The 22662-nt window shown below is 71.3% G+C and carries 21 protein-coding genes; 9 read left to right on the plus strand and 12 right to left on the minus strand.

The features are described from left to right. Positions 1-9: 9 nt before the first annotated feature. Positions 10-1194 (plus strand): magnesium and cobalt transport protein CorA, encoded by a 1185-nt coding sequence (locus AC1VWI_RS22425; RefSeq protein ID WP_499512809.1) that lies wholly within the window; start codon positions 10-12, stop codon positions 1192-1194. A 13-nt stretch (positions 1195-1207) separates the two neighbouring features. Here the strand turns inward: AC1VWI_RS22425 and AC1VWI_RS22430 are convergent, their stop codons facing one another. After that, entirely contained in the window at positions 1208-1477 is a 270-nt protein-coding gene (locus AC1VWI_RS22430; RefSeq protein WP_499512810.1) for a DUF1876 domain-containing protein, read from the minus strand. A gap of 126 nt (positions 1478-1603) precedes the next feature. Between AC1VWI_RS22430 and AC1VWI_RS22435 the strand changes: the two genes are divergently transcribed. Further along, positions 1604-2026: a CBS domain-containing protein gene (locus AC1VWI_RS22435; RefSeq protein WP_499512811.1), complete on the plus strand. Its 423-nt coding sequence runs from the start codon at positions 1604-1606 to the stop codon at positions 2024-2026. A gap of 24 nt (positions 2027-2050) precedes the next feature. On the opposite strand, the gene AC1VWI_RS22440 is transcribed toward AC1VWI_RS22435, so the two are convergent. Together AC1VWI_RS22440 and AC1VWI_RS22445 are read right to left on the minus strand one after the other, a co-directional pair. Beyond that, entirely contained in the window at positions 2051-2398 is a 348-nt protein-coding gene (locus tag AC1VWI_RS22440) for an anti-sigma factor antagonist (protein WP_499512812.1), read from the minus strand. Between the two features lie 140 nt (positions 2399-2538). Further along, the gene (locus AC1VWI_RS22445; protein WP_499512813.1) at positions 2539-3408 is read right to left on the minus strand and encodes a Sco1979 family transcriptional regulator; all 870 of its coding nucleotides are present in this window, start codon (positions 3406-3408) and stop codon (positions 2539-2541) included. Between the two features lie 193 nt (positions 3409-3601). Here AC1VWI_RS22445 and AC1VWI_RS22450 point away from each other — a divergent pair, with 193 nt between their 5' ends. Beyond that, entirely contained in the window at positions 3602-4087 is a 486-nt protein-coding gene (locus AC1VWI_RS22450; RefSeq protein WP_499512814.1) for an ATP-binding protein, read from the plus strand. A gap of 22 nt (positions 4088-4109) precedes the next feature. Here the strand turns inward: AC1VWI_RS22450 and AC1VWI_RS22455 are convergent, their stop codons facing one another. The 4 genes from AC1VWI_RS22455 to AC1VWI_RS22470 form a co-directional block, all read right to left on the minus strand. Then, entirely contained in the window at positions 4110-4349 is a 240-nt protein-coding gene (locus tag AC1VWI_RS22455; RefSeq protein ID WP_499512815.1) for a DUF397 domain-containing protein, read from the minus strand. 231 nt (positions 4350-4580) lie between these two features. Next, a complete protein-coding gene (locus tag AC1VWI_RS22460) occupies positions 4581-5534 on the minus strand; it encodes a pirin family protein (protein ID WP_499512816.1) in 954 nt (317 codons plus the stop codon). Positions 5535-5639: 105 nt separating this feature from the next. Beyond that, positions 5640-6083: an SseB family protein gene (locus tag AC1VWI_RS22465; protein WP_499512817.1), complete on the minus strand. Its 444-nt coding sequence runs from the start codon at positions 6081-6083 to the stop codon at positions 5640-5642. Positions 6084-6104: 21 nt separating this feature from the next. Next, positions 6105-8213: an ATP-binding SpoIIE family protein phosphatase gene (locus AC1VWI_RS22470; RefSeq protein ID WP_499512818.1), complete on the minus strand. Its 2109-nt coding sequence runs from the start codon at positions 8211-8213 to the stop codon at positions 6105-6107. 108 nt (positions 8214-8321) lie between these two features. Between AC1VWI_RS22470 and aspS the strand changes: the two genes are divergently transcribed. After that, positions 8322-10091 (plus strand): aspartate--tRNA ligase, encoded by a 1770-nt coding sequence (gene aspS, locus AC1VWI_RS22475; RefSeq protein WP_499512819.1) that lies wholly within the window; start codon positions 8322-8324, stop codon positions 10089-10091. Positions 10092-10214: 123 nt separating this feature from the next. Here the strand turns inward: aspS and AC1VWI_RS22480 are convergent, their stop codons facing one another. Together AC1VWI_RS22480 and metG are read right to left on the minus strand one after the other, a co-directional pair. Further along, on the minus strand, positions 10215-10760 hold the full coding sequence (locus tag AC1VWI_RS22480) for a hypothetical protein (protein WP_499512820.1): 546 nt from the start codon (positions 10758-10760) through the stop codon (positions 10215-10217). Then, positions 10760-12487, minus strand: coding sequence for a methionine--tRNA ligase (gene metG, locus AC1VWI_RS22485; protein ID WP_499512821.1), 1728 nt, complete (start codon positions 12485-12487; stop codon positions 10760-10762). Before metG ends, AC1VWI_RS22480 begins: the two co-directional genes overlap by 1 nt. A 136-nt stretch (positions 12488-12623) precedes the next feature. On the opposite strand from metG, the gene AC1VWI_RS22490 reads away from it, so the two are divergent. The 4 genes from AC1VWI_RS22490 to AC1VWI_RS22505 all read left to right on the plus strand — a co-directional run bounded on the left by AC1VWI_RS22490 (position 12624) and on the right by AC1VWI_RS22505 (position 17380). Then, the gene (locus AC1VWI_RS22490) at positions 12624-13700 is read left to right on the plus strand and encodes an AI-2E family transporter (RefSeq protein ID WP_499512822.1); all 1077 of its coding nucleotides are present in this window, start codon (positions 12624-12626) and stop codon (positions 13698-13700) included. A 110-nt stretch (positions 13701-13810) separates the two neighbouring features. Beyond that, on the plus strand, positions 13811-15640 hold the full coding sequence (locus tag AC1VWI_RS22495) for an acyl-CoA dehydrogenase (RefSeq protein ID WP_499512823.1): 1830 nt from the start codon (positions 13811-13813) through the stop codon (positions 15638-15640). Between the two features lie 95 nt (positions 15641-15735). Continuing rightward, positions 15736-17025, plus strand: a complete 1290-nt coding sequence (locus AC1VWI_RS22500; RefSeq protein WP_499512824.1) for a M18 family aminopeptidase — start codon at positions 15736-15738, stop codon at positions 17023-17025. A gap of 133 nt (positions 17026-17158) precedes the next feature. Further along, positions 17159-17380, plus strand: coding sequence for a hypothetical protein (locus AC1VWI_RS22505; RefSeq protein ID WP_499512825.1), 222 nt, complete (start codon positions 17159-17161; stop codon positions 17378-17380). Between the two features lie 16 nt (positions 17381-17396). Here AC1VWI_RS22505 and AC1VWI_RS22510 read toward each other — a convergent pair whose 3' ends face one another. After that, positions 17397-19214: an NHL domain-containing thioredoxin family protein gene (locus AC1VWI_RS22510; protein WP_499512826.1), complete on the minus strand. Its 1818-nt coding sequence runs from the start codon at positions 19212-19214 to the stop codon at positions 17397-17399. Between the two features lie 216 nt (positions 19215-19430). Here AC1VWI_RS22510 and AC1VWI_RS22515 point away from each other — a divergent pair, with 216 nt between their 5' ends. Next, positions 19431-20810 carry an FG-GAP and VCBS repeat-containing protein gene (locus AC1VWI_RS22515; RefSeq protein WP_499512827.1) on the plus strand — a complete coding sequence of 460 codons (1380 nt, stop codon included), beginning with the start codon at positions 19431-19433 and terminating at the stop codon, positions 20808-20810. A 110-nt stretch (positions 20811-20920) separates the two neighbouring features. Here AC1VWI_RS22515 and AC1VWI_RS22520 read toward each other — a convergent pair whose 3' ends face one another. Together AC1VWI_RS22520 and AC1VWI_RS22525 are read right to left on the minus strand one after the other, a co-directional pair. Further along, positions 20921-21115 (minus strand): hypothetical protein, encoded by a 195-nt coding sequence (locus AC1VWI_RS22520; RefSeq protein ID WP_499512828.1) that lies wholly within the window; start codon positions 21113-21115, stop codon positions 20921-20923. Positions 21116-21220: 105 nt separating this feature from the next. Then, positions 21221-22624: a dihydrolipoamide acetyltransferase family protein gene (locus tag AC1VWI_RS22525; RefSeq protein WP_499516886.1), complete on the minus strand. Its 1404-nt coding sequence runs from the start codon at positions 22622-22624 to the stop codon at positions 21221-21223. Positions 22625-22662: the final 38 nt, after the last annotated feature.

A 22662-nucleotide genomic window follows, 5' to 3' on the forward strand; every position in this document is an offset into this window, starting at 1 on the left:
GTGCTGCCGGTGTCCGGGCGTCGACTGCGTGCCCTGCGCGCACTGAGGAACTCGGCGAAGGAGAGGGCCAGGACGGCGAGGTCGGCCCGTCCCGCCCAGGCCTCCGCGCCGCCGTCCGGCGAGGGGGAGGGCCCCCTGGAGCCGCGGATCGCGGGCCCCGCGGCCGCCGCCGTGAGCAGCGTGATGGACGCGGCCCTGTACCGGGACGGCCGGCGCATCGCGACGCCCTCCTCCCTCGCCGAGGCGTACACGCAGCTGCGCGCCGAGCCCGGCGCGATGGCCTGGATCGGGCTCTACCGGCCGAGCGAGGCCGAGCTGGTCTCGCTGGCGAAGGAGTTCGACCTGCACCCGCTGGCCCTGGAGGACGCCATCCAGGCCCACCAGCGCCCCAAGCTGGAGCGGTACGGGGAGACCCTCTTCGTCGTGCTCCGCGCCGCCCGCTACCTGGACGCCCCGGAGGAGGTCGACTTCGCCGAGCTGCACATCTTCGTCGGCCCCGGCTTCGTCCTGACCGTCCGCCACGGTGCGGCCCCCGACCTGTCCGCCGTGCGGCGCCGCATGGAGAGCAACCCCGAGCTGCTGACGCTCGGCCCGGAGGCGGTGCTCTACGCGATACTCGACACGGTCGTCGACGGCTACGCACCGGTCGTCGCGGGGGTCGAGAAGGACATGGAGGAGAGCGAGATCCAGGTCTTCGGCGGCGACCCCCAGGTCTCCCGCCGGATCTACGAGCTCTCCCAGGAGGTGCTGGAGTTCCAGCGCGCCACCCGCCCGCTCATCCCCATGCTGGACGGCCTGCAGGCGGGCTTCGTGAAGTACGGGACGGACGAGGAGCTGCAGCGCTACCTGCGCGACGTCGCCGACCACGTCACGCACACCATCGAACGCGTGGACGGCTTCCGGCAGGCGCTCGGCGACCTGCTCACCCTCAACGCGACCCTGGTGGCGCAGCAGCAGAACGCCGAGATGCGGGCGCTGGCGGAGGCCGGCTTCGAGCAGAACGAGGAGATCAAGAAGATCTCCGCCTGGGCCGCCATCCTCTTCGCGCCCACGCTCGTCGGCACCATCTACGGCATGAACTTCGACCACATGCCCGAGCTGCACTGGCTGCTCGGGTACCCCTTCGCGATCCTGCTCATGGGCGTGGTCTGCGTCAGCCTCTACCTGGTCTTCAAACGGCGCGGCTGGCTGTGAGGGCCCCGCGGGCTCAGATCCTGGGATGCGCGGGCACGTGCGTGACCTCCTCGATCTCGTGCGCGGCCTTGCCGAGGAGCTGACGCGCGAGGTCGTTGAGCGCCCTGGCCGCCGCGAGTTCCTCGCCGACCCGTTCCTGGTCCGGGTCGGAGGGGTGCCGGTTGGCGTGGCCGTGCGACCTGACCTCCGTGCCGTCCGGAAGGCGGAGCAGCGCGGCGGCCTTCGTCCTCGCGCCGTCCTCCCGGAAGTCCATCTCGATGTGCCATCCGACGAGGGTCTGCATGACGGAACACCTCCAGCGGTCCCGGTCCCGGTGTCTCCTTCCAGCGTGCTCCCTATCGCGGAACTACTCCACCAGGGTGACGATGGAGCGAAAGGAAAACGGTCCCTGTCACAAGGAGGCGCCGTCATGACCACCGCACTGGACATCATGCATCCCGGCGCCATGTGCGTCGGGGAGCGGGAGAGCCTCGCCGACGCGGCCCGGATCATGCGTGAGCAGGACATCGGCGCGCTGCCGATCTGCGGGGACGACGACGTGCTGGTCGGCATCGTCACCGACCGGGACATCGTGCTGAAGTGCGTCGCCGAGGGACGCGACCCGTCCGAGGTCTCCTGCGGCGAGCTGGCCATGGGCCGGCCGCAGATCATCGAGGGGGACGAGCAGATCGACCGGGTGCTGGAACTGATGGAGGAGTACCGGGTGCGCCGGCTGCCGGTGATCGACCATCCCGCACACCGTCTCATCGGCATGATCAGCGAGGCCGACGTGGCCCGCCACCTGCCGCAGGAACGGGTCGCCGAGTTCGTCACGGCCGTCTGCTCGGACTGACCCGGGGCCGTGTGGACGGGGCGGTCACCACCGCCCGATCCGGGCGAGCGCCTCGTCCACGCTCGGCACCGGGCGGAAGGCCCTCATCAGCCCGGTGGCGCGCAGGATCCTGAGGGTCGGGGGGCGGGCGCAGACGAACTGCACCTGCCCGCCGTGGCCGTGGACCCGGCTCCGCAGCCGGCACAGGACGGCGAGTCCCGAGCAGTCGATGAAGTCGACGGGGTCCAGGTCGACGATGAGACCGGGGCCCGGGGCGCGGGTCAGCGCGTCGAGCAGCGGAATGATCTCCATCGCCGCGACGATGTCGATCTCCCCGCTGAGTTCCACCACGACGCACCCGTCGATCGTGTGGGTACGCAGGTACGGGCTCACCGGAGCATAAGATCACCGGGCCGATGAGCCGACCAATGCGTCAAGGTCCACTTCACTCGATCGAGTGAGACCTGTGAAAAGCTGCAAAACCCCTGTTCACAGGGGAGGAGAGCGGTACCCGGCGTCGCCGCCGGGTGCACTCAGAGGGCGCGGAGGACGGCGTTCAGCCGGTCCCGGGTGGCGTCCGGGGAGAGGCTGTCGGCGCGCAGCTTCGCCATGACGACGCGGTACTGGTCGACCTCCTCGCGCTTGTCGATGTACATCGCCCCGGTGAGCTGCTCCACGTACACGACGTCCGGGACGTCGGACTCCGGGAAGGTCAGCTGGGTGAAGGTACCGCTGGCGCCCGCGGAGTACCCCGTGAACTCCAGCGGCAGCAGCTGCACCGTCACGTTCGGCTGCTGCGAGGCCTCGATGAGGTGCACCAGCTGGGCCCGCATCACCTCCCGCCCGCCGAACCTGCGGAGCACCACGGACTCGTCCATCACGGCCACGATCTCCGGGGCGAGCTCCGAGGTCAGCAGCTTCTGCCGCTTGTGCCGCAGGTCCAGCCGGCGCTCCACCTCGTCGGCGGGGGCGCCCGGGTGGCCCAGCTCGATGACGGCGCGGCTGTAGTCGTCGGCCTGGAGCAGGCCGTGCACGAACTGCGTCTCGAAGGAGCGGATGACCGAGGCGGACTCCTCCAGGCCCACGTACGTCTGGAACCACGCGGGCAGGACGTCGCCGAAGCCGTGCCACCAGCCGGCGACGTTCGCCTCGCGCACCAGGCCGAGCAGGGCCGTGCGCTCGCCGTCGTCCGTGATGCCGTAGAGGGTGAGCAGGTCGGCCACGTCGCGCTCCTTGAAGCTCACGCGCCCGAGCTCCATGCGGCTGATCTTCGACTCGGACGCGCGGATCGAGTAGCCCGCGGCCTCACGGGTGATGCCCTGCGCTTCGCGCAGCCTGCGCAGCTGCGAGCCCAGGAGGATGCGGCGCACCATCGATCCGCTTCCCGACTGCACTGTGGTCATTTGCGCCTACCTTCTCCCCGTGGCATCCAGCAGTCTGCCACCTTCGCGCTGCGTTCAGTACTCGATCGGTCACTCTCGATCGTCACTCCCGGCCCATCTGCCTCGTGCCATGCAAATGCACGTGCATCCGCCCCTTGCATCGGCCGCAGGCCGTACGGGACGATTGCGTACGTGCCGATACCGGGTGGTGCGCATGTGGACTGAGAGCTCGGCCGGGGTGCAGCCTTTATGGGACGGGCTGGTTCCGGAGCGCCTTTCGTCGTCGAGTGCCACCTCCTGCCCGCTGCCGCCGCGTTACGAGGCGGTCGGCGACGCACGAAGATTCGCGCGGACGACCCTGCACGCCTGGCGCTTGGAAGAACTCCAGGACGGCATCGAACTGGTCGCCTCGGAACTGGTGACCAACGCCCTGCGCTACGCGGTCCCCGAGGACGCGGCCCACGGGTGCGTCCGGCTCAGCCTGGTCAGATGGTCAACGCGCGTAGTGTGCGCGGTGCGGGACCCCAGCAGCCACGGACCCGTCGCCAAGGCCCCGGACTTCGTCGCCGAGTCCGGGCGCGGGCTGCATCTGGTGGAGTCCTTCAGCGAGACCTGGGGCTGGCATCCCCTCACCGGCATGGGGAAAGTCGTCTGGGCGCTCTTCCGTATGCCCGGACAGAACGACGGCCCGTCACATTGAGCCGTAACGGGGACGACCGTCGTCAGTTCGCCACGAAATGATCGAACTCCCCGTTCTTCATCCCCACGATGAGGGATTCAATCTCTTCCTTCGTATATATCAGCGCCGGTCCGTCCGGAAAACGTGAATTGCGCACGGCCACGTCCCCGTCCGGAAGCGCGGCCAGCTCCACGCACTGACCGTTCGCATTGCTGTGCCGGCTCTTCTGCCACACCAGTCCGTGGAGATCGGACGCTGCCATGCCGTTGTACGTGTGGCGCATGCTTCTCTCCAGGTAAGTGCCGTGCAGGACAGGGGAGATGATAGCCAGAGACGGTGTCACGTGCATCTGCACGTGCAGGTGCACGTGCAGTCACTCAGGGTGAATGCAGCGGCCAATGAAGGGCCAACGAACCGTCCGCCGGAATTGCTCCCACCGTATGCGACGGCCCCGCCCGGGAATCGGATTCCCGGGCGGGGCCGTTTAATGCACGAGGCACCGCGGCCGCCGCCGTCACTCCTGACCGGCGGGAACGGTGCCGAGCTTGCCGGCCTTGAAGTCGTCGAAGGCCTGGGCGAGTTCGGCGTGGGTGTTCATCACGAACGGGCCGTACTGCATCATCGGCTCACGAATCGGCAGCCCGCCCAGAAGGACGACCTCGAAGTTGGGGCTGCGCGATTCCTGGGACCCGTCGGCGCGGATCGTAAGGGAATCGCCTCGCCCGAAGACCACCGCCTGACCCATGCGGAAGGGCCGGTTCTCCGGGCCCGCGGTGCCGCGGCCGGCCAGGCCGTACGCCAGGGCGTTGAAGTCCGCGCGCCAGGGCAGCGTGAGCTGGGCGCCCGGGTTCACCGAGACGTGCAGCATGGTGATCGGGGTGTGCGTGGCGCCCGGGCCCTGGTGGCCGTCGATGTCGCCGGCGATGATCCGGATGAGCGCGCCGCCGTCCTCGGACGCCAGCAGCTTGACGCTGCCGCCGCGGATGTCCTGGTACTTCGGCGCGATCATCTTGTCCCTGGCGGGCAGGTTGACCCACAGCTGCAGGCCGTGGAACAGGCCGCCGGTCATGACCAGCTCCTCCGGCGGCGTCTCGATGTGGAGCAGGCCACTGCCGGCCGTCATCCACTGCGTGTCACCATCGGTGATGGTGCCGCCGCCGCCGTGGGAGTCCTGGTGGATGAACGCGCCGTCCATGATGTAGGTGACGGTCTCGAAGCCGCGGTGCGGGTGCCAGGGCGTGCCCTTGGGCTCGCCGGGCGCGTACTCCACCTCACCCATCTGGTCCATCATGATGAACGGGTCGAGGTTCTTGTAGTCGATGCCCGCGAAGGCACGGCGGACGGGGAAGCCCTCCCCCTCGAAGCCGCTCGGGGCGGTGGTCACCTGCAGCGCACGCCGCTGCACCGCGTCGGCGGGGGCGTGGACGCGCGGCAGGGTCAACGGGTTCTCGACGGTCACTGCAGGCATGGCCAGGATCCTCCTCGGATTGTTCAACGTTCAACATAGTTGAACGCTGAACTTCCCGCAACCGTTCCCCGGCCTTTGTCCGGTTTACGTGGGGTGAGGGCCGGATCAGCCGTACATCCGCCGCATGGTGAACTCCACCATCTGCTCGACCGCCTTCGCGTCGAACACCATCCGGTGCTCGCCCTCCATGTCCAGCACGAAGCCGTAGCCGGTCGGCAGCAGGTCCAGCACCTCGGCACCCGTGATCACGAAGTACTTGGACTCCTTGCCTGCGTAGCGGCGCAGCTGCTTCAGCGAGGAGAACATGGGGATCACCGGCTGCTGCGTGTCGTGCAGCGCCAGGAATCCGGGGTTGTCGCCGCGCGGGCAGTAGACCTTGGACGTGGCGAAGACCGCCTGGAAGTCCTCCGCCGACATCGAGCCCGTGGTGAACGCGCGCACCGCGTCCGCCAGCGAGGGCGGTGACGGCTCGGGGTAGCCCGCGCCCATCGGCGCCCCGCCCATCGGCGGCGCCGCCCCTGCCATCCCGTTCTGGTCGTAGCCGTACACGGCACACAGCGTATCGGGCCGCTAGCCCGGCACGGGAGCCTCATGGAGTTCGAACCAGATCGCCTTGCCGTCGCCGAGCGGATCCACGCCCCAGGCGTCCGCCATCTCCTGCAGGAGCAGCAGTCCGCGTCCGGAGGCGGCCATCTCGCCCGGGGTGCGGCGGTGCGGCATGTCGTCGCTGCGGTCGGTCACGTCGACCCGCAGCCGCCGGACACCCGGCACGCCGAGCAGCTGCGCGCCCAGCACCGCGTCGTCGTCCGTGTGCAGCAGCACATTGGTGACCAGCTCCGACACCAGCAGCACGGCCGCGTCGACCTGGTCCCCGGACGTCCAGTCGTGCAGCAGCGCGCGGACCTCCTCCCGGGCCGCCCGCAGCTGCCGGGGGTCGGTCTGGGCGACGGTGAGCACGCTGCGCCGCACCGGGACGTCGCGGAGCGTCCCGACGGGGTCGCGGCGCACCAGCAGCAGCGCGATGTCGTCCTCCCGGCGGTCGGCGAACGGGCCGGTCAGATGGTGCGAGGCCGGGCCGTGCACCGCCTCGACCAGGGTGTCGGCGAGCGCCTCCAGCCCGTCGTCGACCGCGTCCTCCAGCACCGAGCGCAGCCGCCGCCACCCCGTGCCCAGGTCGTGGCCGCCGGTCTCGACCAGCCCGTCCGTGCAGATGAGCATCGTCTCGCCGGGCTCCAGGGTGAGCCGCGTGGTCGGGTAGTCGGAGTCCGGGGCGATCCCCAGGGGGAGGCCGCCGGCCGTGCGCCGGATGATCGTCGTGCCGTCCGCGAGCCGGACGACCGGGTCCAGGTGCCCCGCCCGTACGACGTCCAGGGTGCCGCTGACCGGATCGACCTCCAGGTAGAGGCAGGTGGCGAAGCGGCCGTCCTCCCCGTCCGCGGAACACTGGGTGAGCCCGGCCAGGAAGCGGGAGGTCCGGGACATCACGGCGTCCGGGCGGTGCCCCTCGGCGGCGTACGCGCGCAGCGCGATGCGCAGTTGCCCCATCACCCCCGCCGCGCGGACGTCGTGGCCCTGCACGTCGCCGACGACCAGGGCGGTGCGCCCCGACGGCAGGTCGATCACGTCGTACCAGTCGCCGCCCACCTGCAGCCCGCCGCCGGTCGGCACGTAGCGGGCGGTCAGCGTCATCCCCTCGACCTGCGGCCGCCGCCCCGGCAGCATCGCGCGCTGCAGCCCGTCGGAGAGCTCCCGCTCGGACTCGTGCAGATGCGCCCGGGACAGCGCCTGGGCGAGCATCCGGGCGACGGTGGTCAGCACCGACCGCTCGTCCGGGGTGAAGGCGACGCGTTCCCGGAAGGCCGCCATCCACGCGCCGATCGTGCGGCCCGCGTGGACCAGCGGCAGGTACGCCCAGGACGACCGCCCGAAGTCCCGCACCAGCGGCCACGTGGCGGGGAAGCGTTCCTCGTACGCCTGCGGGCTCGGCAGGTAGACCGCACGGCCGGTGCGCACCACGACCGCCGCCGGGTACTCCGTGCGGAGCGGCATGTCCAGGAAGGGCACCTCGTCGCCCGGCCGCTGCCCGTGGAACCCGATGGCGCGGAGCCGGTCGCCCTGGACGCCGAAGACGGCGAGGCGGTCGGGGGAGAAGCCCGGCATGGACAGGTGGGCGGCCACGCGGAGCACCTCCTCGGTGCTGTCCGCCTCCGCCAGCGCCCGGCCCGCGTCCAGCAGGAAGGCCTCGCGGGACCGCCGCCAGTCCGCGGGGGCGGCGGGTGCCGCCGCGGTGGGGCGGGTGCCGGTGCCCGCGCCCGGGAGGCCGTGCACCGCGGGGGCCTCCTGCAGCGTGCCGGCGACCTCCTCCGGCCGGCCGCCTGCGGAGGGGAGCCCGAAGGCGCGCACCACCACCGTGCGGACGACCCGTCCGTCCTCCCGGACCACGCGCAGCAGCGACTCCGACGCGGTGCCCTCGGCTATCGCCAGGGCGACCGCCGCCGCCATGTCCACGTAGTCGGAGGCGTGGTAACGGGCCCGGGTCACCCCCGAATGGACCTTCTGCGGCTGGGGCGGAAGCCCTATCAGCCCGGCGCTCACGGCGTCGAGCTCCACCATGTCGGTGGCGCTGTCCCAGCGCCAGACGCCCGTGCCCAGCGCGGCCAGCACGTCCTCGATGCGCATTCGCATAGTTTATGGTTTTCCGCGGCTTTCATACGAATGGGGTCGGGCGCGCGTACCCCCGTAGACTGGGGAGGCCTCATCCCCGAAATCAGACGACTTGGATGAACGATGCATCGGTACCGGTCCCACACCTGCGGTGAGCTGCGCGCCACCGACGTAGACGCGGAAGTGCGCCTGAGTGGTTGGCTGCACAATCGCCGGGATCTGGGCGGCATCCTGTTCGTCGATCTCCGGGACCACTACGGGGTGGTCCAGCTCGTCGCCCGTCCGGGCTCGCCCGCGTACGAGGCCCTGAGCCACCAGTCCAAGGAGTCGGTGCTCCGCGTCGACGGACGCGTCGTCGCCCGTTCGGGGGAGAACGTCAACCCCGACCTGCCCACCGGCGAGGTCGAGGTCGAGGTCACCGAGCTGGAGGTGCTCGGCGCCGCCGACCAGCTGCCGTTCCCGGTCTTCCCGGAGGACAACGCGAACGAGGAGATGCGGCTCACCAACCGCTTCCTCGACCTGCGCCGCGCCCGCATGCACCGCAACATCATGCTGCGCACCCAGGTGATCAGCTTCCTGCGCCGCGAGATGACGGCGCTGGGCTTCAACGAGCTGGCCACCCCCATCCTCTCCGCGACCTCGCCCGAGGGCGCCCGCGACTTCCTCGTGCCCTCCCGCGTGCACCCCGGCACGTTCTACGCGCTGCCGCAGGCCCCGCAGCAGTTCAAGCAGCTGCTGATGATCGCGGGCTTCGACCGCTACTTCCAGATCGCGCCCTGCTTCCGCGACGAGGACAGCCGCGCCGACCGCTCGCCCGGCGAGTTCTACCAGCTCGACGTCGAGATGAGCTTCGTCGAGCAGGAGGACGTCTTCGGGGTCATCGAGAAGGTCATGACCGACCTCTTCGAGGAGTTCGGCGGCGGCCGCCACGTGACCTCGCCCTTCCCGCGGATCCCGTTCCGCGAGTCGATGGTCAAGTACGGCAACGACAAGCCGGACCTGCGCGCCCGCCTGGAGCTGGTCGACGTCTCGTCGGTCTTCGCGGACTCCGGCTTCAAGGCCTTCGCCGGCAAGCACGTCCGCGCCCTGCCGGTGCCGGACACCGCCGAGCAGCCGCGCAAGTTCTTCGACAACCTCGGCGACTACGCCGTCGAGCAGGGCGCCAAGGGCCTGGCCTGGGTCCGGGTCGGCGACGACCTCACCCTCACCGGCCCGATCGCCAAGTTCCTCACCGAGGACGACGTCAAGGCGCTGCTCGCCGCCGTCGACGCCAAGCCCGGCCACGCGGTCTTCTTCGGCGCGGGCGAGTTCGACGAGGTCTCCAAGATCATGGGCGCCGTCCGGGTCGAGGCCGCGAAGCGGGCCGGCCAGTTCGAGGAGGACGTCTTCCGCTTCTGCTGGATCGTCGACTTCCCGATGTTCGAGAAGAACGAGGACACCGGCCAGGTCGAGTTCTCCCACAACCCGTTCTCCATGCCGCAGGGCGGCCTGGAGGCGCTGGAGACCAAGGACCCGCTGGACATCCTCGCCTGGCAGTACGACATCGTCTGCAACGGTGTCGAGCTGTCCTCCGGCGCCATCCGGAACCACGAGCCCGCGATCATGTACAAGGCCTTCGAGATCGCCGGCTACGACCGCGACACCGTCGAGCACGAGTTCGGCGGCATGCTCCGCGCCTTCCACTTCGGCGCCCCGCCGCACGGCGGCATCGCCCCGGGCGTCGACCGCATGGTCATGCTGCTCGCGGACGAGCCCAACATCCGCGAGACCATCGCCTTCCCGCTCAACCAGAACGCCCAGGACCTCCTGATGGGCGCTCCGAGCACGGTCGACGAGGCGCGGCTGAAGGAGCTCCACCTCGCGCTGCGGCTGCCGCCGGAGAAGAAGGCCTGACGGCCCGCACCACGCCGTGACGCCGGAGGGCCCGGAACCGTACGGTTCCGGGCCCTCCGGCGTGCTCGGTCGGTACGGGCCCCTTCGTGCGTCCGCCGAAGGAGGCGGCGCGCGGCCGGACGCTCAGCCGTCCAGGGCGACAAGGGCGACCACCGGGTGGGCCGGGTCGCTGTCGTCGACGGCGACACCGCGGCTGTAGGCGCCGTGGTCCGCGCCGGCTGGCACGTGGTCGCCGGCGTAGCGGGCGTGCGTGAGGCCACCGGCGGCGCGGCGGCAGGGGTCGGCGGGGGGCTCGCCGACCCGCAGGGCCTGCACGTCGGGGCCGAGCGCGCCGAAGCCGGAGGCGGACAGGAACCGCTCCAGGCCTGTGGCGGTGGTGCGGAAGCTCAGTTCGAGGTCGTGCGCGCCGGACAGCCCGCCGCCCTGCGCGAGGTAGTGCACGTCCTGCGGGTCGTCGGGCAGTCGCAGGCCGAAGCGCCCGGCGGCCTCCGCCAGCGTGACGTTGCTGCCGCGGCACGCCCCGTCCCGGCCCGGGGCGGCACCGGAGCGGCGGTCGCCCGAGCCGGTCAGCGAGACCGCGAGGATCACCCCGGCCACCACCAGCACCAGGGTCAGGCCCACCGCCAGGATCAGCACCAGCGGGGACCTGTCCCTGACCGTGGTCGGCATCAGACCGCCTCCGGCTCCCCGCCGAAGCGCTCGCGGTAGGCGTCCAGGTCCTCCTCGGTGATCTTCGCGAAGAGCACCGGCGGGACGGTGAAGGCCCTCCCGGCCGGGACGGCGGCCAGCGCGCGGGCCTCCTCGGGGGTGACCCAGGCCGCGGTGTCGTCCGTCAGGGCGAAGGCACCGCGCATGGCGGCGGCCGTGGCCGGGATGAAGGGCTCGGAGACGACCGCGTAGAGGTGGATCAGGTTCATCGCGGTGCGCAGGGTCAGGGCGGCGCCGTCGGCGTCCGTCTTGATCTCCAGCCAGGGGGCCTTCTCCTCCAGGTAGGAGTTTCCGGCGCTCCACAGGGCGCGCAGCGCCTGCGCGGCCTTGCGGAACTGCAGGTCCTCCATGTGCCGCTCGTACTCGGCGAGGAGCTCGGCGATCTGCGCGCCCAGGCGCTCCTCGGCCTCCCCGGCCTCCCTGCCCGCGGGCACCTCGTCGCCGAAGCGCTTGCGGGAGAAGGACAGCACGCGGTTGACGAAGTTGCCGAGGGTGTCGGCGAGGTCCTTGTTGACCGAGGCCGCGAAGTGCTCCCAGGTGAAGGAGGTGTCGTCGGACTCCGGCGCGTTCGCGATCAGGAAGTAGCGCCAGTAGTCGGCGGGCAGGATCTCCAGGGCGGCGTCGGTGAAGATGCCGCGCCGCTGCGAGGTGGAGAACTTGCCGCCGTAGTAGGTCAGCCAGTTGAAGGCCTTGACGTAGTCGACCTTCTTCCACTTGTCGCGGGTGCCCAGCAGGGTCGCCGGGAACATCACCGTGTGGAAGGGGACGTTGTCCTTGGCCATGAACTCGGTGTAGCGCACGTCGGTGTCGACGTCGTACCACCAGGAGCGCCAGTCGCGGGTCTCGCCGTCGCCCGCGGCGTCCGACCACTCCTTGGTGGCGCCGATGTACTCGATCGGCGCGTCGAACCAGACGTAGAAGACCTTGCCCTCGGCCGCCAGGTCCGGCCAGGTGTCGGCCGGCACCGGCACGCCCCAGTCGAGGTCGCGGGTGATGGCGCGGTCCTGCAGGCCCTCGGTCAGCCACTTGCGGGCGATGGAGGAGGCGAGCGTCGGCCAGTCCTTGCCGTGCTCGTCGACCCAGGCCTCGACCTCGTGGGAGAGCTTGGACTGCAGCAGGAAGAGGTGCTTGGTCTCGCGGACCTCCAGCCGGCTGCTGCCGCTGATCGCGGAGCGCGGCTCGATCAGGTCGGTCGGGTCCAGCACACGGGTGCAGTTCTCGCACTGGTCGCCGCGTGCCTTGTCGTAGCCGCAGTGCGGGCAGGTGCCGACGATGTAGCGGTCGGGCAGGAAGCGCTCGTCGTCCAGGGAGTAGACCTGGCGGATGGCGCGCTCCTCGATGAAGCCGTTCTCCTTCAGCTCCCGCGCGATGGCCTGGGTGATCTCGCGGTTCTGCTGCGAGGAACTGCGGCCGAAGTAGTCGAAGGAGAGCGCGAAGCCGTCGTAGACCGCCTTCTGCGCGTCGTGCTGCTGCGCGCAGAACGCGTCGACCGGCAGGCCGGCCTCCTGCGCTGCGAGCTCGGCCGGGGTGCCGTGCTCGTCGGTGGCGCAGATGTAGAGCACCTCGTGGCCGCGCTGGCGCAGGTACCGGGAGTAGACGTCGGCCGGGAGCATGGACCCCACCATGTTGCCCAGGTGCTTGATCCCGTTGATGTACGGAAGGGCGCTGGTGATGAGGTGTCGAGCCATTGCCGGCTGCTCCCAAGTCGCTACTGTGGGTGAGGATTTCCTCTACGGACCGTCAATATCGTATCCGACCGGGAAGGTCCACCCGTTCGCCCTTTCCGGCATGCGGACACGGCCGGGGCCGTGATCGGCTGGCCGGGTGGACGCGCCCCTTCTGCCGGCCTCCGCGCGACGGACGGCCGCGTGGTGCGGCGTCGTGCTGCTGGTGGCCGGTGTGGGCGCGCTCGTCGTCTGGCTGGTCGTCACCTTCGCGGCGGTCGTCACGCCCGTCCTGCTGGCCCTGCTGGGCAGCGCCCTGCTGGGCCCGCTGTACCGGCGGCTGCGGGCCGTCAAGGTGCAGCGGTCTGCGGCGGCGGCGCTGACCTGCGTGGCGCTGGTGGTCTTCGTCGCGGCCGCGGGGTTCGTGGTCGTCCACAGCCTGGTGGAGACCGGGGACGAGATCGTGGCCTCGCTCAAGGACGCGGCCCGGAAACTGCTGCCACGCCTGGGCGCGTCGGGGACCTCGCTGAACGACACCATCGACAGCCTCAAGTCCTTCGCCACCAAGTACGGCGCCCGCGCCGCCTCCGGGGTGGTGTCCGGCATCAGCATCGTGGGACAGCTCATCGCGACCGCCGTGCTGGCGCTGCTGCTGACCTTCTTCTTCCTGCGCGACGGCGCCCGGTTCCCCGTGCTGCTGCGCGAGGCCGCCCCGCGCGGCACCGGTCCCCTGCTGGAGCGGATCGCCCACCGCGCCTTCGCGGCGGTCCAGGGCTTCATGCGGGGCACGACGGTGATCGCGCTGATCGACGCCACGCTCATCGGCATCGGCCTGCTGATCCTGCGGGTGCCGGGGGCGCCGGGCCTGGCCGCGCTGGTCTTCATCGGCGCCTACATCCCGTACCTGGGGGCGTTCATCTCCGGCGCGGTGGCGGTGCTCGTCGCCCTCGCCGACCGGGGGTGGGTGATCGGCGTGTGGGCCCTGGGGGTGGTGCTGGCGGTGCAGGTGCTGGAGGGGCACGTACTGCAGCCGATCGTGCAGAGCCGCACGGTGCACATGCACCCCGCGCTGGTGCTGCTGGCGATCACCGCGGGGGCGAGCCTGGCGGGCATCCTCGGGATGCTGCTGGCGGTGCCGATCGCGGCCGCCGCCTTCGGGGCCCTGGACGAACTCCGGCGCCATGAGCCGGACGTTCCTCCAGAAGTCGAAGGCCCTCCGTCACATCCGGCCGGATAGGGGTTGTTTTTATTACCCGCGGGTAGCATCATTACCGACTGGTAAGTGATAAAGCTGCGAGGACTGCGAACCCTTCCCGCCGTCCGACCGACCCCGACGGAGCCGTCGCCATGGGCCACTACAAGTCAAACCTTCGCGACATCGAGTTCAACCTCTTCGAGGTCCTCGGACGCGACAAGCTGTACGGGACCGGCCCGTTCGCCGAGATGGACGTCGAGACCGCCAAGGACATCCTGTCCGAGGTCGCACGCCTCGCGGAGAACGAGCTCGCCGACTCCTTCGCCGACGCCGACCGCAACCCGCCGGTCTTCGACCCGGAGACCAACACCGCCCCCGTGCCGGACTCCTTCAAGAAGAGCTACAAGACCTTCATGGACTCCGAGTACTGGCGCCTGGGCCTGCCGGAGGGCATCGGCGGCACCACCGCCCCGCCGTCCCTGATCTGGTCGTACGCGGAGCTGATCCTCGGCTCCAACCCGGCGATATGGATGTACTCCTCCGGCCCGGCCTTCGCCCGCATCCTCTTCGAGGAGGGCAACGAGGTCCAGAAGAAGATCGCCGGGATCGCGGTCGAGAAGACCTGGGGCTCCACGATGGTCCTCACCGAGCCGGACGCAGGATCGGACGTGGGCGCCGGCCGCACGAAGGCCGTCGAGCAGGAGGACGGCTCCTGGCACATCGAGGGCGTGAAGCGCTTCATCACCTCCGGCGAGCACGACATGGAGGAGAACATCCTCCACTACGTCCTCGCCCGCCCCGAGGGCGCCGGCCCCGGCACCAAGGGCCTGTCCCTCTTCCTCGTCCCGAAGTACCTCTTCGACTTCGAGACCGGCGAGCTGGGCGAGCGCAACGGCGTCTACGCCACGAACGTCGAGCACAAGATGGGCCTGAAGGCCTCCAACACCTGCGAGATGACCTTCGGCGACCAGCACCCCGCCAAGGGCTGGCTCATCGGCGACAAGCACGACGGCATCCGCCAGATGTTCCGCATCATCGAGTTCGCCCGCATGATGGTCGGCACGAAGGCGATCTCCACCCTCTCCACCGGCTACCTCAACGCGCTGGAGTACGCCAAGGAGCGCGTGCAGGGCCCGGACCTCGCGCAGTTCATGGACAAGAGCGCGCCCAAGGTCACCATCACCCACCACCCCGACGTGCGCCGCTCCCTGCTGACGCAGAAGGCCTACGCCGAGGGCATGCGCGCCCTGGTCCTCCACACCGCCTCCGTCCAGGACGCGATCGCCGTCGCCGAGGCGGCCGGCGAGGAGGCCAAGGCCCTCGAGGCGCTCAACGACCTGCTCCTGCCGATCGTCAAGGGCTACGGCTCCGAGAAGGGCTACGAGCAGCTCGCCCAGTCCCTGCAGATCTTCGGCGGCTCCGGCTTCCTGCAGGAGTACCCGATCGAGCAGTACATCCGCGACGCCAAGATCGACACCCTCTACGAGGGCACCACGGCGATCCAGGGCCAGGACTACTTCTTCCGGAAGATCGTCCGCAACCAGGGCGCCGCGCTGACCACCCTCTCCGAGGAGATCAAGAAGTTCCTCGCCGAGGCCACCGGTGGCGACGAGCTGGCCGCCGCCCGCGAGCAGCTCGCCAAGGCCGCCGTGGACCTGGAGGCCATCGTCGGCAAGATGCTCACCGACCTCGCCGCCACCGAGCAGGACGTGAAGTCCATCTACAAGGTGGGCCTGAACACCACCCGCCTGCTGCTCGCCTCCGGCGACGTCGTCGTCGGCTACCTGCTGCTCAAGGGCGCCGCCGTCGCCGCCGGGAAGCTGGCCGCCGGCGCCTCCGCCAAGGACACCGCCTTCTACACCGGCAAGATCGCCGCCGCGAAGCACTTCGCCGCCGAAATCCTGCCGCAGGTCTCCGTCGCGCGGTCCGTCGCCGACGGCGTCACCCTCGACGTCATGGACCTGCCGGAAGAGGCGTTCTGACCCGGTCCTGACCGGTTCCGGCCGGGACCGATACGGCAACGACGGCCCGCTCCTCCCACGAGGAGCGGGCCGTCGCGCCTCCTTATGCTTGAAGCATGAACCCTCAGCCCCACTTCGGCCGCGGCCACACCGACGACCTCGCAGCCTTCCTCACCGCCAGCCCGTCCCAGTACCACGCGGTCGCGAGCGCCGCCGAGCGCCTGGAGAAGGCCGGATTCCAGCAGGTGGCCGAGACCGAGGCGTGGGGCGCCGGGGCGGGCGGCAAGTACGTGCTGCGGGGTGGCGCGATCATCGCCTGGTACGTGCCCGAGGGGGCCGGACCCGCCACCCCCTACCGGGTGGTCGGCGCCCACACCGACTCCACCAACCTGCGCGTCAAGCCCCGTCCCGACTCGGGCTCCTTCGGGTGGCGCCAGATCGCCGTCGAGATCTACGGCGGCGCCCTCCTCAACACCTGGCTCGACCGCGACCTGGGCCTGTCCGGCCGGCTGGTGCTGCGCGACGGCACGACGACGCTGGTCCACGTCGACCGGCCGCTGCTGCGGGTGCCGCAGCTCGCCGTCCACCTCGACCGCGCCGTCAACACCGAGGGCCTCAAGCTCGACAAGCAGCGCCACATGCAGCCCGTCTGGGGCCTCGGCGAGGTCGACGAGGGCGCCCTGATCGCGTTCCTCGCGGAGGAGAGCGGCGTGGCCGCCGCCGACGTCGTCGGCTGGGACCTGATGACCCACGACGTCCAGCCGCCCGCCTACCTCGGCCGCGACCGCGAGTTCCTGGCCGCGGGCCGGCTCGACAACCTGCTCTCCGTGCACGCCGGCACCGCCGCCCTGGCGGCCGTCGCCGGGGCCGACCTGCCGTACATCCCCGTGCTGGCCGCCTTCGACCACGAGGAGACCGGCAGCGAGTCCGACACCGGCGCCGTCGGCCCGCTGCTCGGCAACGTCCTGGAGCGCTCCGTCTTCGCCCGCGGCGGCAGCTACGAGGACCGCGCCCGCGCCTTCGCCGGCACCGTGTGCGCCTCCTCCGACACCGGCCACGCCGTCCACCCCAACTACGCGGAGAAGCACGACCCGACGCACCGCCCGATGCCCAACGGCGGCCCGATCCTCAAGGTCAACGTCAGCCAGCGCTACGCCACCGACGGCACCGGCCGCGGCATCTTCGCCGCCGCCTGCGAGCGGGCCGGCGTGCCCTGGCAGGCCTTCGTCTCCAACAACGCCATGCCCTGCGGCACCACCATCGGCCCCATCACCGCCGCCCGGCACGGCATCACGACCGTGGACGTCGGCGTGCCGATCCTCTCGATGCACTCCGCGCGCGAACTGTGCGGCGCCGACGACCCGTACCTGCTGGCCAGCGCCCTGAAGGCGTTCCTGGAGGGCTGATCCGCGGGCCCCGACGGTGAAGTCCGCCCGCCGGGAGCGGACTTCACCGGCGGGGACCGGTCATGAGACGTCCGCCCCGGGGTACACGGGTTCTACGAGTCCGTAGTGCCAACCCAGTTCGGAGGCGGACATCATGGGCATCGGCGGTTGCATCGGTCTGATCGCGGTGGGGGCCATCCTCACCTTCGCGACCGACTGGCACATGGCGGGGGTCAACCTTGACCTGGTCGGACTGATCATGATGGCGGTCGGCGTCATCGGCCTGGCCGCGTACGTCAGCATCTTCAAGAAGCGCCGGGTCGTGGAACCGATGCCGGTGATGGACGAGCGCGCCCGCAACTACCCGCACGTGTGACGGACGTGCGGGGGCGTCAGGCGTCCATCCCCGCGAGCACCAGGGCGAGCCGGGTGTCCCCCTCGGCCGTCAGCCGGACGGGGACACCCCAGTCCTGCTGGTGCACGTGGCAGGCCGGGAACTCGTTGTCCGGGTCGTCGTCGCACGACGCGGCCATCGCCGACACGTGGAGCACCCCCTCGCCGACGTCCCCGTTCAGGACGACGTCCCGGAAGAGGTCCGTGCCCTTGCCGGCCCCCTCCAGCAGCAGCTCCGGCGGCGTCGCGCTGACCAGCAGCCGCGTCGAGGGGCCGTAGCGCTCGTCGAGCTTCTGGCCGGCCGGGGCGGAGAACACCACGTCCAGCCGCAGCGGCCCCGGCGCCACGTCCGTCGCGGGCCGCTGCGTACGGTGCGCCGCACCCTCGACCCGCGCCGCCTCCTCCGGCAGGCGCAGCCGCGTCAGCCGGTGACGGGCGGACTCCACCACCACGATCTCCGCGCCGTCCACCACCGCGCCCGACGGCTCCCGCAGGTCCGTCGCGAGCGTGCCGACCTCACCGGTCGCCGGATCGAAGCGGCGCAGCGCGTGGTTGTACGTGTCGCTGACCGCGACCGACCCGTCCGGCAGCGCGGTCACCCCCAGCGGATGCTGCAGCAGCGCCTGCTCCGCGGCACCGTCCCGGTGACCGAAGTCGAACAGCCCCGTGCCGACGGCGGTGCGCACCACGTACCCCGCGCCGTCACCGGCCCGCTCCACCCAGCGCAGCGCGCTCGTCTCGGAGTCCGCGACCCACAGCCGCTCGCCGGCCGCCGCCAGGCCCGACGGCTGCGCGAACCACGCCTGCTCCGCCGGCCCGTCGACCAGCCCCTCGTTCGTCGTCCCGGCCGCCACGGCGACCGTCCCGTCCGCCGGGTCGTACGTCCACAGCTGGTGGACGCCCGCCATGGCGATCCACACCTTGCCGTCCCACCACGCCACGTCCCACGGCGAGGACAGGTCGGTCCCCAGCGCCGGGCCCGAGGTCGCCGACCCCTGCCACCACTGCCTCCCGGTGCCGGCCACCGTCTCCAGGGCCCCGCCCGCCGGGTCGAACGTCCGCAGCCGGTGGTTCACGGTGTCCGCGACGACCACCGTGCCGTCCGGCAGCAGCGCCAGCCCCTGCGGCTCGCTCAAGTCCCCCGGCCCGCCGATCCGCCGCACGACGGTCTCCCCGTCCGGCTCCATCTCCACCAGCTGGTGCCGGGTCGAGTCCGACACCAGCAGGTTCCCCGACGGCAGCCGCAGCGCCTTCCCCGGGAACCGCAGGTCCGTCGCCACCGGCTCCGGCGGCACGTACGGCCCGTCCCCGCGGCGCAGCGTCCCCTTCGCCGCGTGCTCCGCCTCCAGCTCGGTGACCAGCGCCTCCAGCGCGTGGGCGTGCCCCTCCCCGGAGTGCTGGGCCACGACGTAGCCCTCCGGGTCGATCACGGTCAGCGTCGGCCACGCCCGCACGGCGTACTGCTTCCAGGTGGCCAGCTCCGGATCGTCCAGCACCGGGTGGTGCACCCCGTAGCGCTCCACGGCGTCCACGACCGACTGGTGTTCCGCCTCGTGCACGAACTTCGGCGAGTGGACGCCGACGATCACCACGGTGTCGCGGTGCTTCTCCTCCAGCTCGCGCAGCTCGTCGAGGACGTGCAGGCAGTTGATGCAGCAGAAGGTCCAGAAATCGAGGATCACGATCGATCCCCGCAGGTCGGAAAGGTCCAGCTGCTTGCCGCCGGTGTTGAGCCAGCCGCCCTTCCCGACCAGCTCGGGGGCACGGACACGGGCACGGCGGGGCTTGGGGGAGGACGCGGAGGCCGAATCGTTCATGCTGCAAGGGTGCCACCCCGCGCGAGGGGCGATCACGGCCGTGGGCCCGGTACAACCTTTTCCCGTGGTGGACCGTCTCTCCTGTACCGACCGTCCCTCGTGCCACGGCACGACCAGGGGCACCGCAGCGTTCGGCCGCGTCGTGCTCCCCCGTCCGGACGGCCGATCCAGACCGGCGCGGGCCGCCGAAAGGCCCCGCACGCAGCAGGAGCTCGTATGCCCACGCGCAAGAACCTCCGCCTGGTCGCCGCGACGGCCGCAGCCGTCGCACTGACCGGAGGGCTGCTCACCGTCTCGGCGGGGACCGCAGCCGCCGCACCCGCCAAGTACGCCGACGACTTCAACGGCGACGGCTACCGCGACTTCGCCACCGGCGGCAGCGGTTCGGTCACCGTCACGTACGGGACCGCGAGCGGTCCCGGAACCAAGGTCAAGACCTTCACCCAGAGCAGCGCCGGCATCCCCGGCACGGCGGGCGACAGCGGAGGCTACGCCGACATGTTCGGCGACTCCCTGGCGACCGCCGACTTCAACCGCGACGGGTACGCCGACCTCGCGGTCGGCGACGGCTCCGAGAAGGTGGGCAGCCGCGCCGCCGCGGGCGCGGTCACCGTCGTCTGGGGCTCCAAGTCGGGGCTGTCGTCCACCGCCACCCGCATACCGCTCAAGTCCCCCCACGCCGGGTACGAGTTCGGCGCCTCACTCGCGACCGGCGACTTCAACGGCGACGGCAAGATCGATCTGGCCGTCACGGACGTCGAGTCCGTGTACATCTACCGGGGCGGCTTCGCCAAGTCCGGCACCACGGGCAAGGTCACCCGCCACACCCCGGCCCCGGGCGCGGGCAACATGCTCGAACCTGCCGGGCTCGTCGCCGGCAAGGTCACCAAGGACGCCGCCACCGACCTGTACGTCCTCGGCCAGGGCTACCGGAACAACAGGGCCACCTCGGTCGCCTGGTTCCTGCGCGGCGGTTCCACCGTCAAGGCGGGCAAGTTCACCACGTACAACACCTCGTCCCCGAACTACGGCCCCTCGGGCGTGATCGCGGACTTCGACAAGAACGGCTACGGCGACCTCGCGGTCGGCGACCACCCGTACAACAAGGGCGCCGGGGCCGTCTTCGTGCTGCGCGGCGGCTCCAGCGGCCCCACCACCGGCTACCGCCTCACCCAGGCCACCGCCGGTGTCGTCACCGGCGCCACCGGCGGCGACGCGTTCGGCTCCACGGTCTCCGCGGGTGACACGAACCGCGACGGCTACCCGGACCTCGCGGTCGGTGTGCCCGGGGAGAAGATCGGCACCGCCAAGCACGCGGGCGGCGTGCACGTCCTGCGCGGCGGCAAGAAGGGTCTGACGGGTACCGGCTCCCAGTGGTTCAACCTGCAGACCGCGGGCGTCCCCGGCGATGCCACGGAGTACTCCGGGTTCGGCTGGTTCATCCGTCTGCGCGACCTCGACCGGGACGGCGACGCCGACCTCCTGGCCTCCGGGGGCAGCTACGAACAGTCGGGCGTGCTGCTGCCCGGCGGCACCAAGGGCATCACCGCGGCCTCCGCCCGGGTGATCCCGCTGCTCGCCGCGTTCCCGCAGTAGCGGGGGCGGGTTCGACGGCGGGAGGGCCCGGGCAGCCGCTTGCCCGGGCCCTTCCCCGTGACGCCCGCCCCGGACGGCGGGGTCCGCCGCGAGGTCCGGCGGTGCGGGGCTCAGGGGCGCAGGTCGCTCACGACGTCCGTGGTGGCGACGAGGCCGGAGTGGATGGTGGGGGCGAGACTGGAGCCGGCGAGGCAGAAGCCGAGGAGGACGCAGAGGATCGCGTGGGAGACCTTCAGCGACTTCGCCCGGAGCAGGATGAGCGTGATCACGATCAGGAGCAGGACCACGGAGATGGATACCGCCATGGCCGTATGACGTCACAGATCGCCACCGGGGTGGGGGCGACACGCGCGGGAAGGGCCCGGACGCACAAATGTCCGGGCCCTTCCCGTTGCCGTGCCCGGGGCCGATCAGGCCCAGGTGATCAGGCGCTTGGGGTACTCCAGGACCGCCGCGACGTCGGCGAGGACCTTGGAGCCGAGCTCGCCGTCGACCAGGCGGTGGTCGAAGGAGAGCGCGAGCGTGGTGACCTGGCGGGGCTTGACCTTGCCCTTGTGGACCCAGGGCAGCTCCTTGACCGCGCCGAAGGCGAGGATCGCGGACTCCCCGGGGTTGAGGATGGGCGTGCCGGTGTCGATGCCGAAGACGCCGACGTTGGTGATGGTGACCGTGCCGCCCTGCATGTCGGCCGGTGAGGTCTTGCCCTCACGGGCCGTGGCGACCAGGTCACCGAGGGCGGACGCCAGTTCGGGCAGGGTCTTGCCCTGGGCGTCCTTGATGTTGGGGACGATCAGCCCGCGCGGGGTGGCGGCGGCGATGCCCAGGTTGACGTAGCCCTTGTGGACGATCTCCTGGTTGGCCTCGTCCCAGGCGGCGTTGACCTCCGGGTTGCGGCGGATCGCGACCAGCAGGGCCTTGGCGACCAGCAGGAGCGGGCTGACCTTGAGCCCGGCGAAGGCCGGGTCGGTCTTGAGCTCCTGCACGAGCCGCATGGTCCGGGTGATGTCGAAGGTGACGAACTCGGTCACGTGCGGCGCGGTGAAGGCGCTGGCGACCATGGCCGCGGCCGTCGCCTTCCGGACGCCCTTGATCGGGACGCGGGTCTCCAGCGCGCCCGCGGCGGGTGCCAGGGCGGGAGCCGGTACCGCCACCGGGGCGGCGGTGACCTGCGCGGGGGCGACCGGCGCGGCGGTGGGGGCCGCCGCCTTCTGGACGTCCTCACGGGTGATCGTGCCCTGCGGCCCGGTCGGGGTGACCGCGGCCAGGTCCACGCCCAGGTCCTTGGCGAGCTTGCGCACCGGCGGCTTGGCCAGCGGGCGGACCTCGGCGGGGGCGAACCCGGCGTGAGCCGCCGGGGCCGGGGCTGCGGCGGCCGGCGCCGGGGCGTGGCCGTTGAGCTCGCCCTGGACGGCCTGCTGCGCCCCGGTCTGCGCCGGCACGGCGGGCTGCTTGCGCGCCCGGCGCTTGGTCGACGAGGCGGCGACGCCGTAGCCGACCAGCACGGGCTGGCGCTTCTGCGCCGGCTCCGCGGCGGGGGCCGGCGCGGCGGCCGGCTCCGGTGCGGCCACGGCGGCCGGTTCGCCGCCCTCGCCCTCACCGGTGTCGACGGCGATGATCACGGTGCCGACGTCGACGGTCTCGCCCTCGGGGAAGCGCAGCTCGTGCACCACCCCGTCGAACGGGATCGGAAGCTCGACCGCGGCCTTGGCGGTCTCCACCTCGCAGACCACCTGGCCGTCGGTGACGGTGTCGCCGGGCTTGACGTACCACTTGAGGATCTCGGCCTCGGTGAGTCCCTCGCCGACGTCCGGCATCTTGAACTCACGGAAGCGCTGCGGTGCTGCCACTGTCG

This window comes from Streptomyces sp. TOM-9, assembly GCF_056858595.1.

Coding starts and splice junctions, on each gene's coding strand:
- AC1VWI_RS22430 (WP_499512810.1), bottom strand. CDS start 1,477: ATGCAGACCCTCGTCGGATGGCACATCGAGATGGACTTCCGGGAGGAC.
- AC1VWI_RS22435 (WP_499512811.1), top strand. CDS start 1,604: ATGACCACCGCACTGGACATCATGCATCCCGGCGCCATGTGCGTCGGG.
- AC1VWI_RS22445 (WP_499512813.1), bottom strand. CDS start 3,408: ATGACCACAGTGCAGTCGGGAAGCGGATCGATGGTGCGCCGCATCCTC.
- AC1VWI_RS22450 (WP_499512814.1), top strand. CDS start 3,602: ATGTGGACTGAGAGCTCGGCCGGGGTGCAGCCTTTATGGGACGGGCTG.
- AC1VWI_RS22455 (WP_499512815.1), bottom strand. CDS start 4,349: ATGCGCCACACGTACAACGGCATGGCAGCGTCCGATCTCCACGGACTG.
- AC1VWI_RS22460 (WP_499512816.1), bottom strand. CDS start 5,534: ATGCCTGCAGTGACCGTCGAGAACCCGTTGACCCTGCCGCGCGTCCAC.
- AC1VWI_RS22470 (WP_499512818.1), bottom strand. CDS start 8,213: ATGCGCATCGAGGACGTGCTGGCCGCGCTGGGCACGGGCGTCTGGCGC.
- aspS (WP_499512819.1), top strand. CDS start 8,322: ATGCATCGGTACCGGTCCCACACCTGCGGTGAGCTGCGCGCCACCGAC.
- AC1VWI_RS22480 (WP_499512820.1), bottom strand. CDS start 10,760: ATGCCGACCACGGTCAGGGACAGGTCCCCGCTGGTGCTGATCCTGGCG.
- metG (WP_499512821.1), bottom strand. CDS start 12,487: ATGGCTCGACACCTCATCACCAGCGCCCTTCCGTACATCAACGGGATC.
- AC1VWI_RS22495 (WP_499512823.1), top strand. CDS start 13,811: ATGGGCCACTACAAGTCAAACCTTCGCGACATCGAGTTCAACCTCTTC.
- AC1VWI_RS22500 (WP_499512824.1), top strand. CDS start 15,736: ATGAACCCTCAGCCCCACTTCGGCCGCGGCCACACCGACGACCTCGCA.
- AC1VWI_RS22505 (WP_499512825.1), top strand. CDS start 17,159: ATGGGCATCGGCGGTTGCATCGGTCTGATCGCGGTGGGGGCCATCCTC.
- AC1VWI_RS22510 (WP_499512826.1), bottom strand. CDS start 19,214: ATGAACGATTCGGCCTCCGCGTCCTCCCCCAAGCCCCGCCGTGCCCGT.
- AC1VWI_RS22515 (WP_499512827.1), top strand. CDS start 19,431: ATGCCCACGCGCAAGAACCTCCGCCTGGTCGCCGCGACGGCCGCAGCC.
- AC1VWI_RS22520 (WP_499512828.1), bottom strand. CDS start 21,115: ATGGCGGTATCCATCTCCGTGGTCCTGCTCCTGATCGTGATCACGCTC.
- AC1VWI_RS22525 (WP_499516886.1), bottom strand. CDS start 22,624: ATGCCGGACGTCGGCGAGGGACTCACCGAGGCCGAGATCCTCAAGTGG.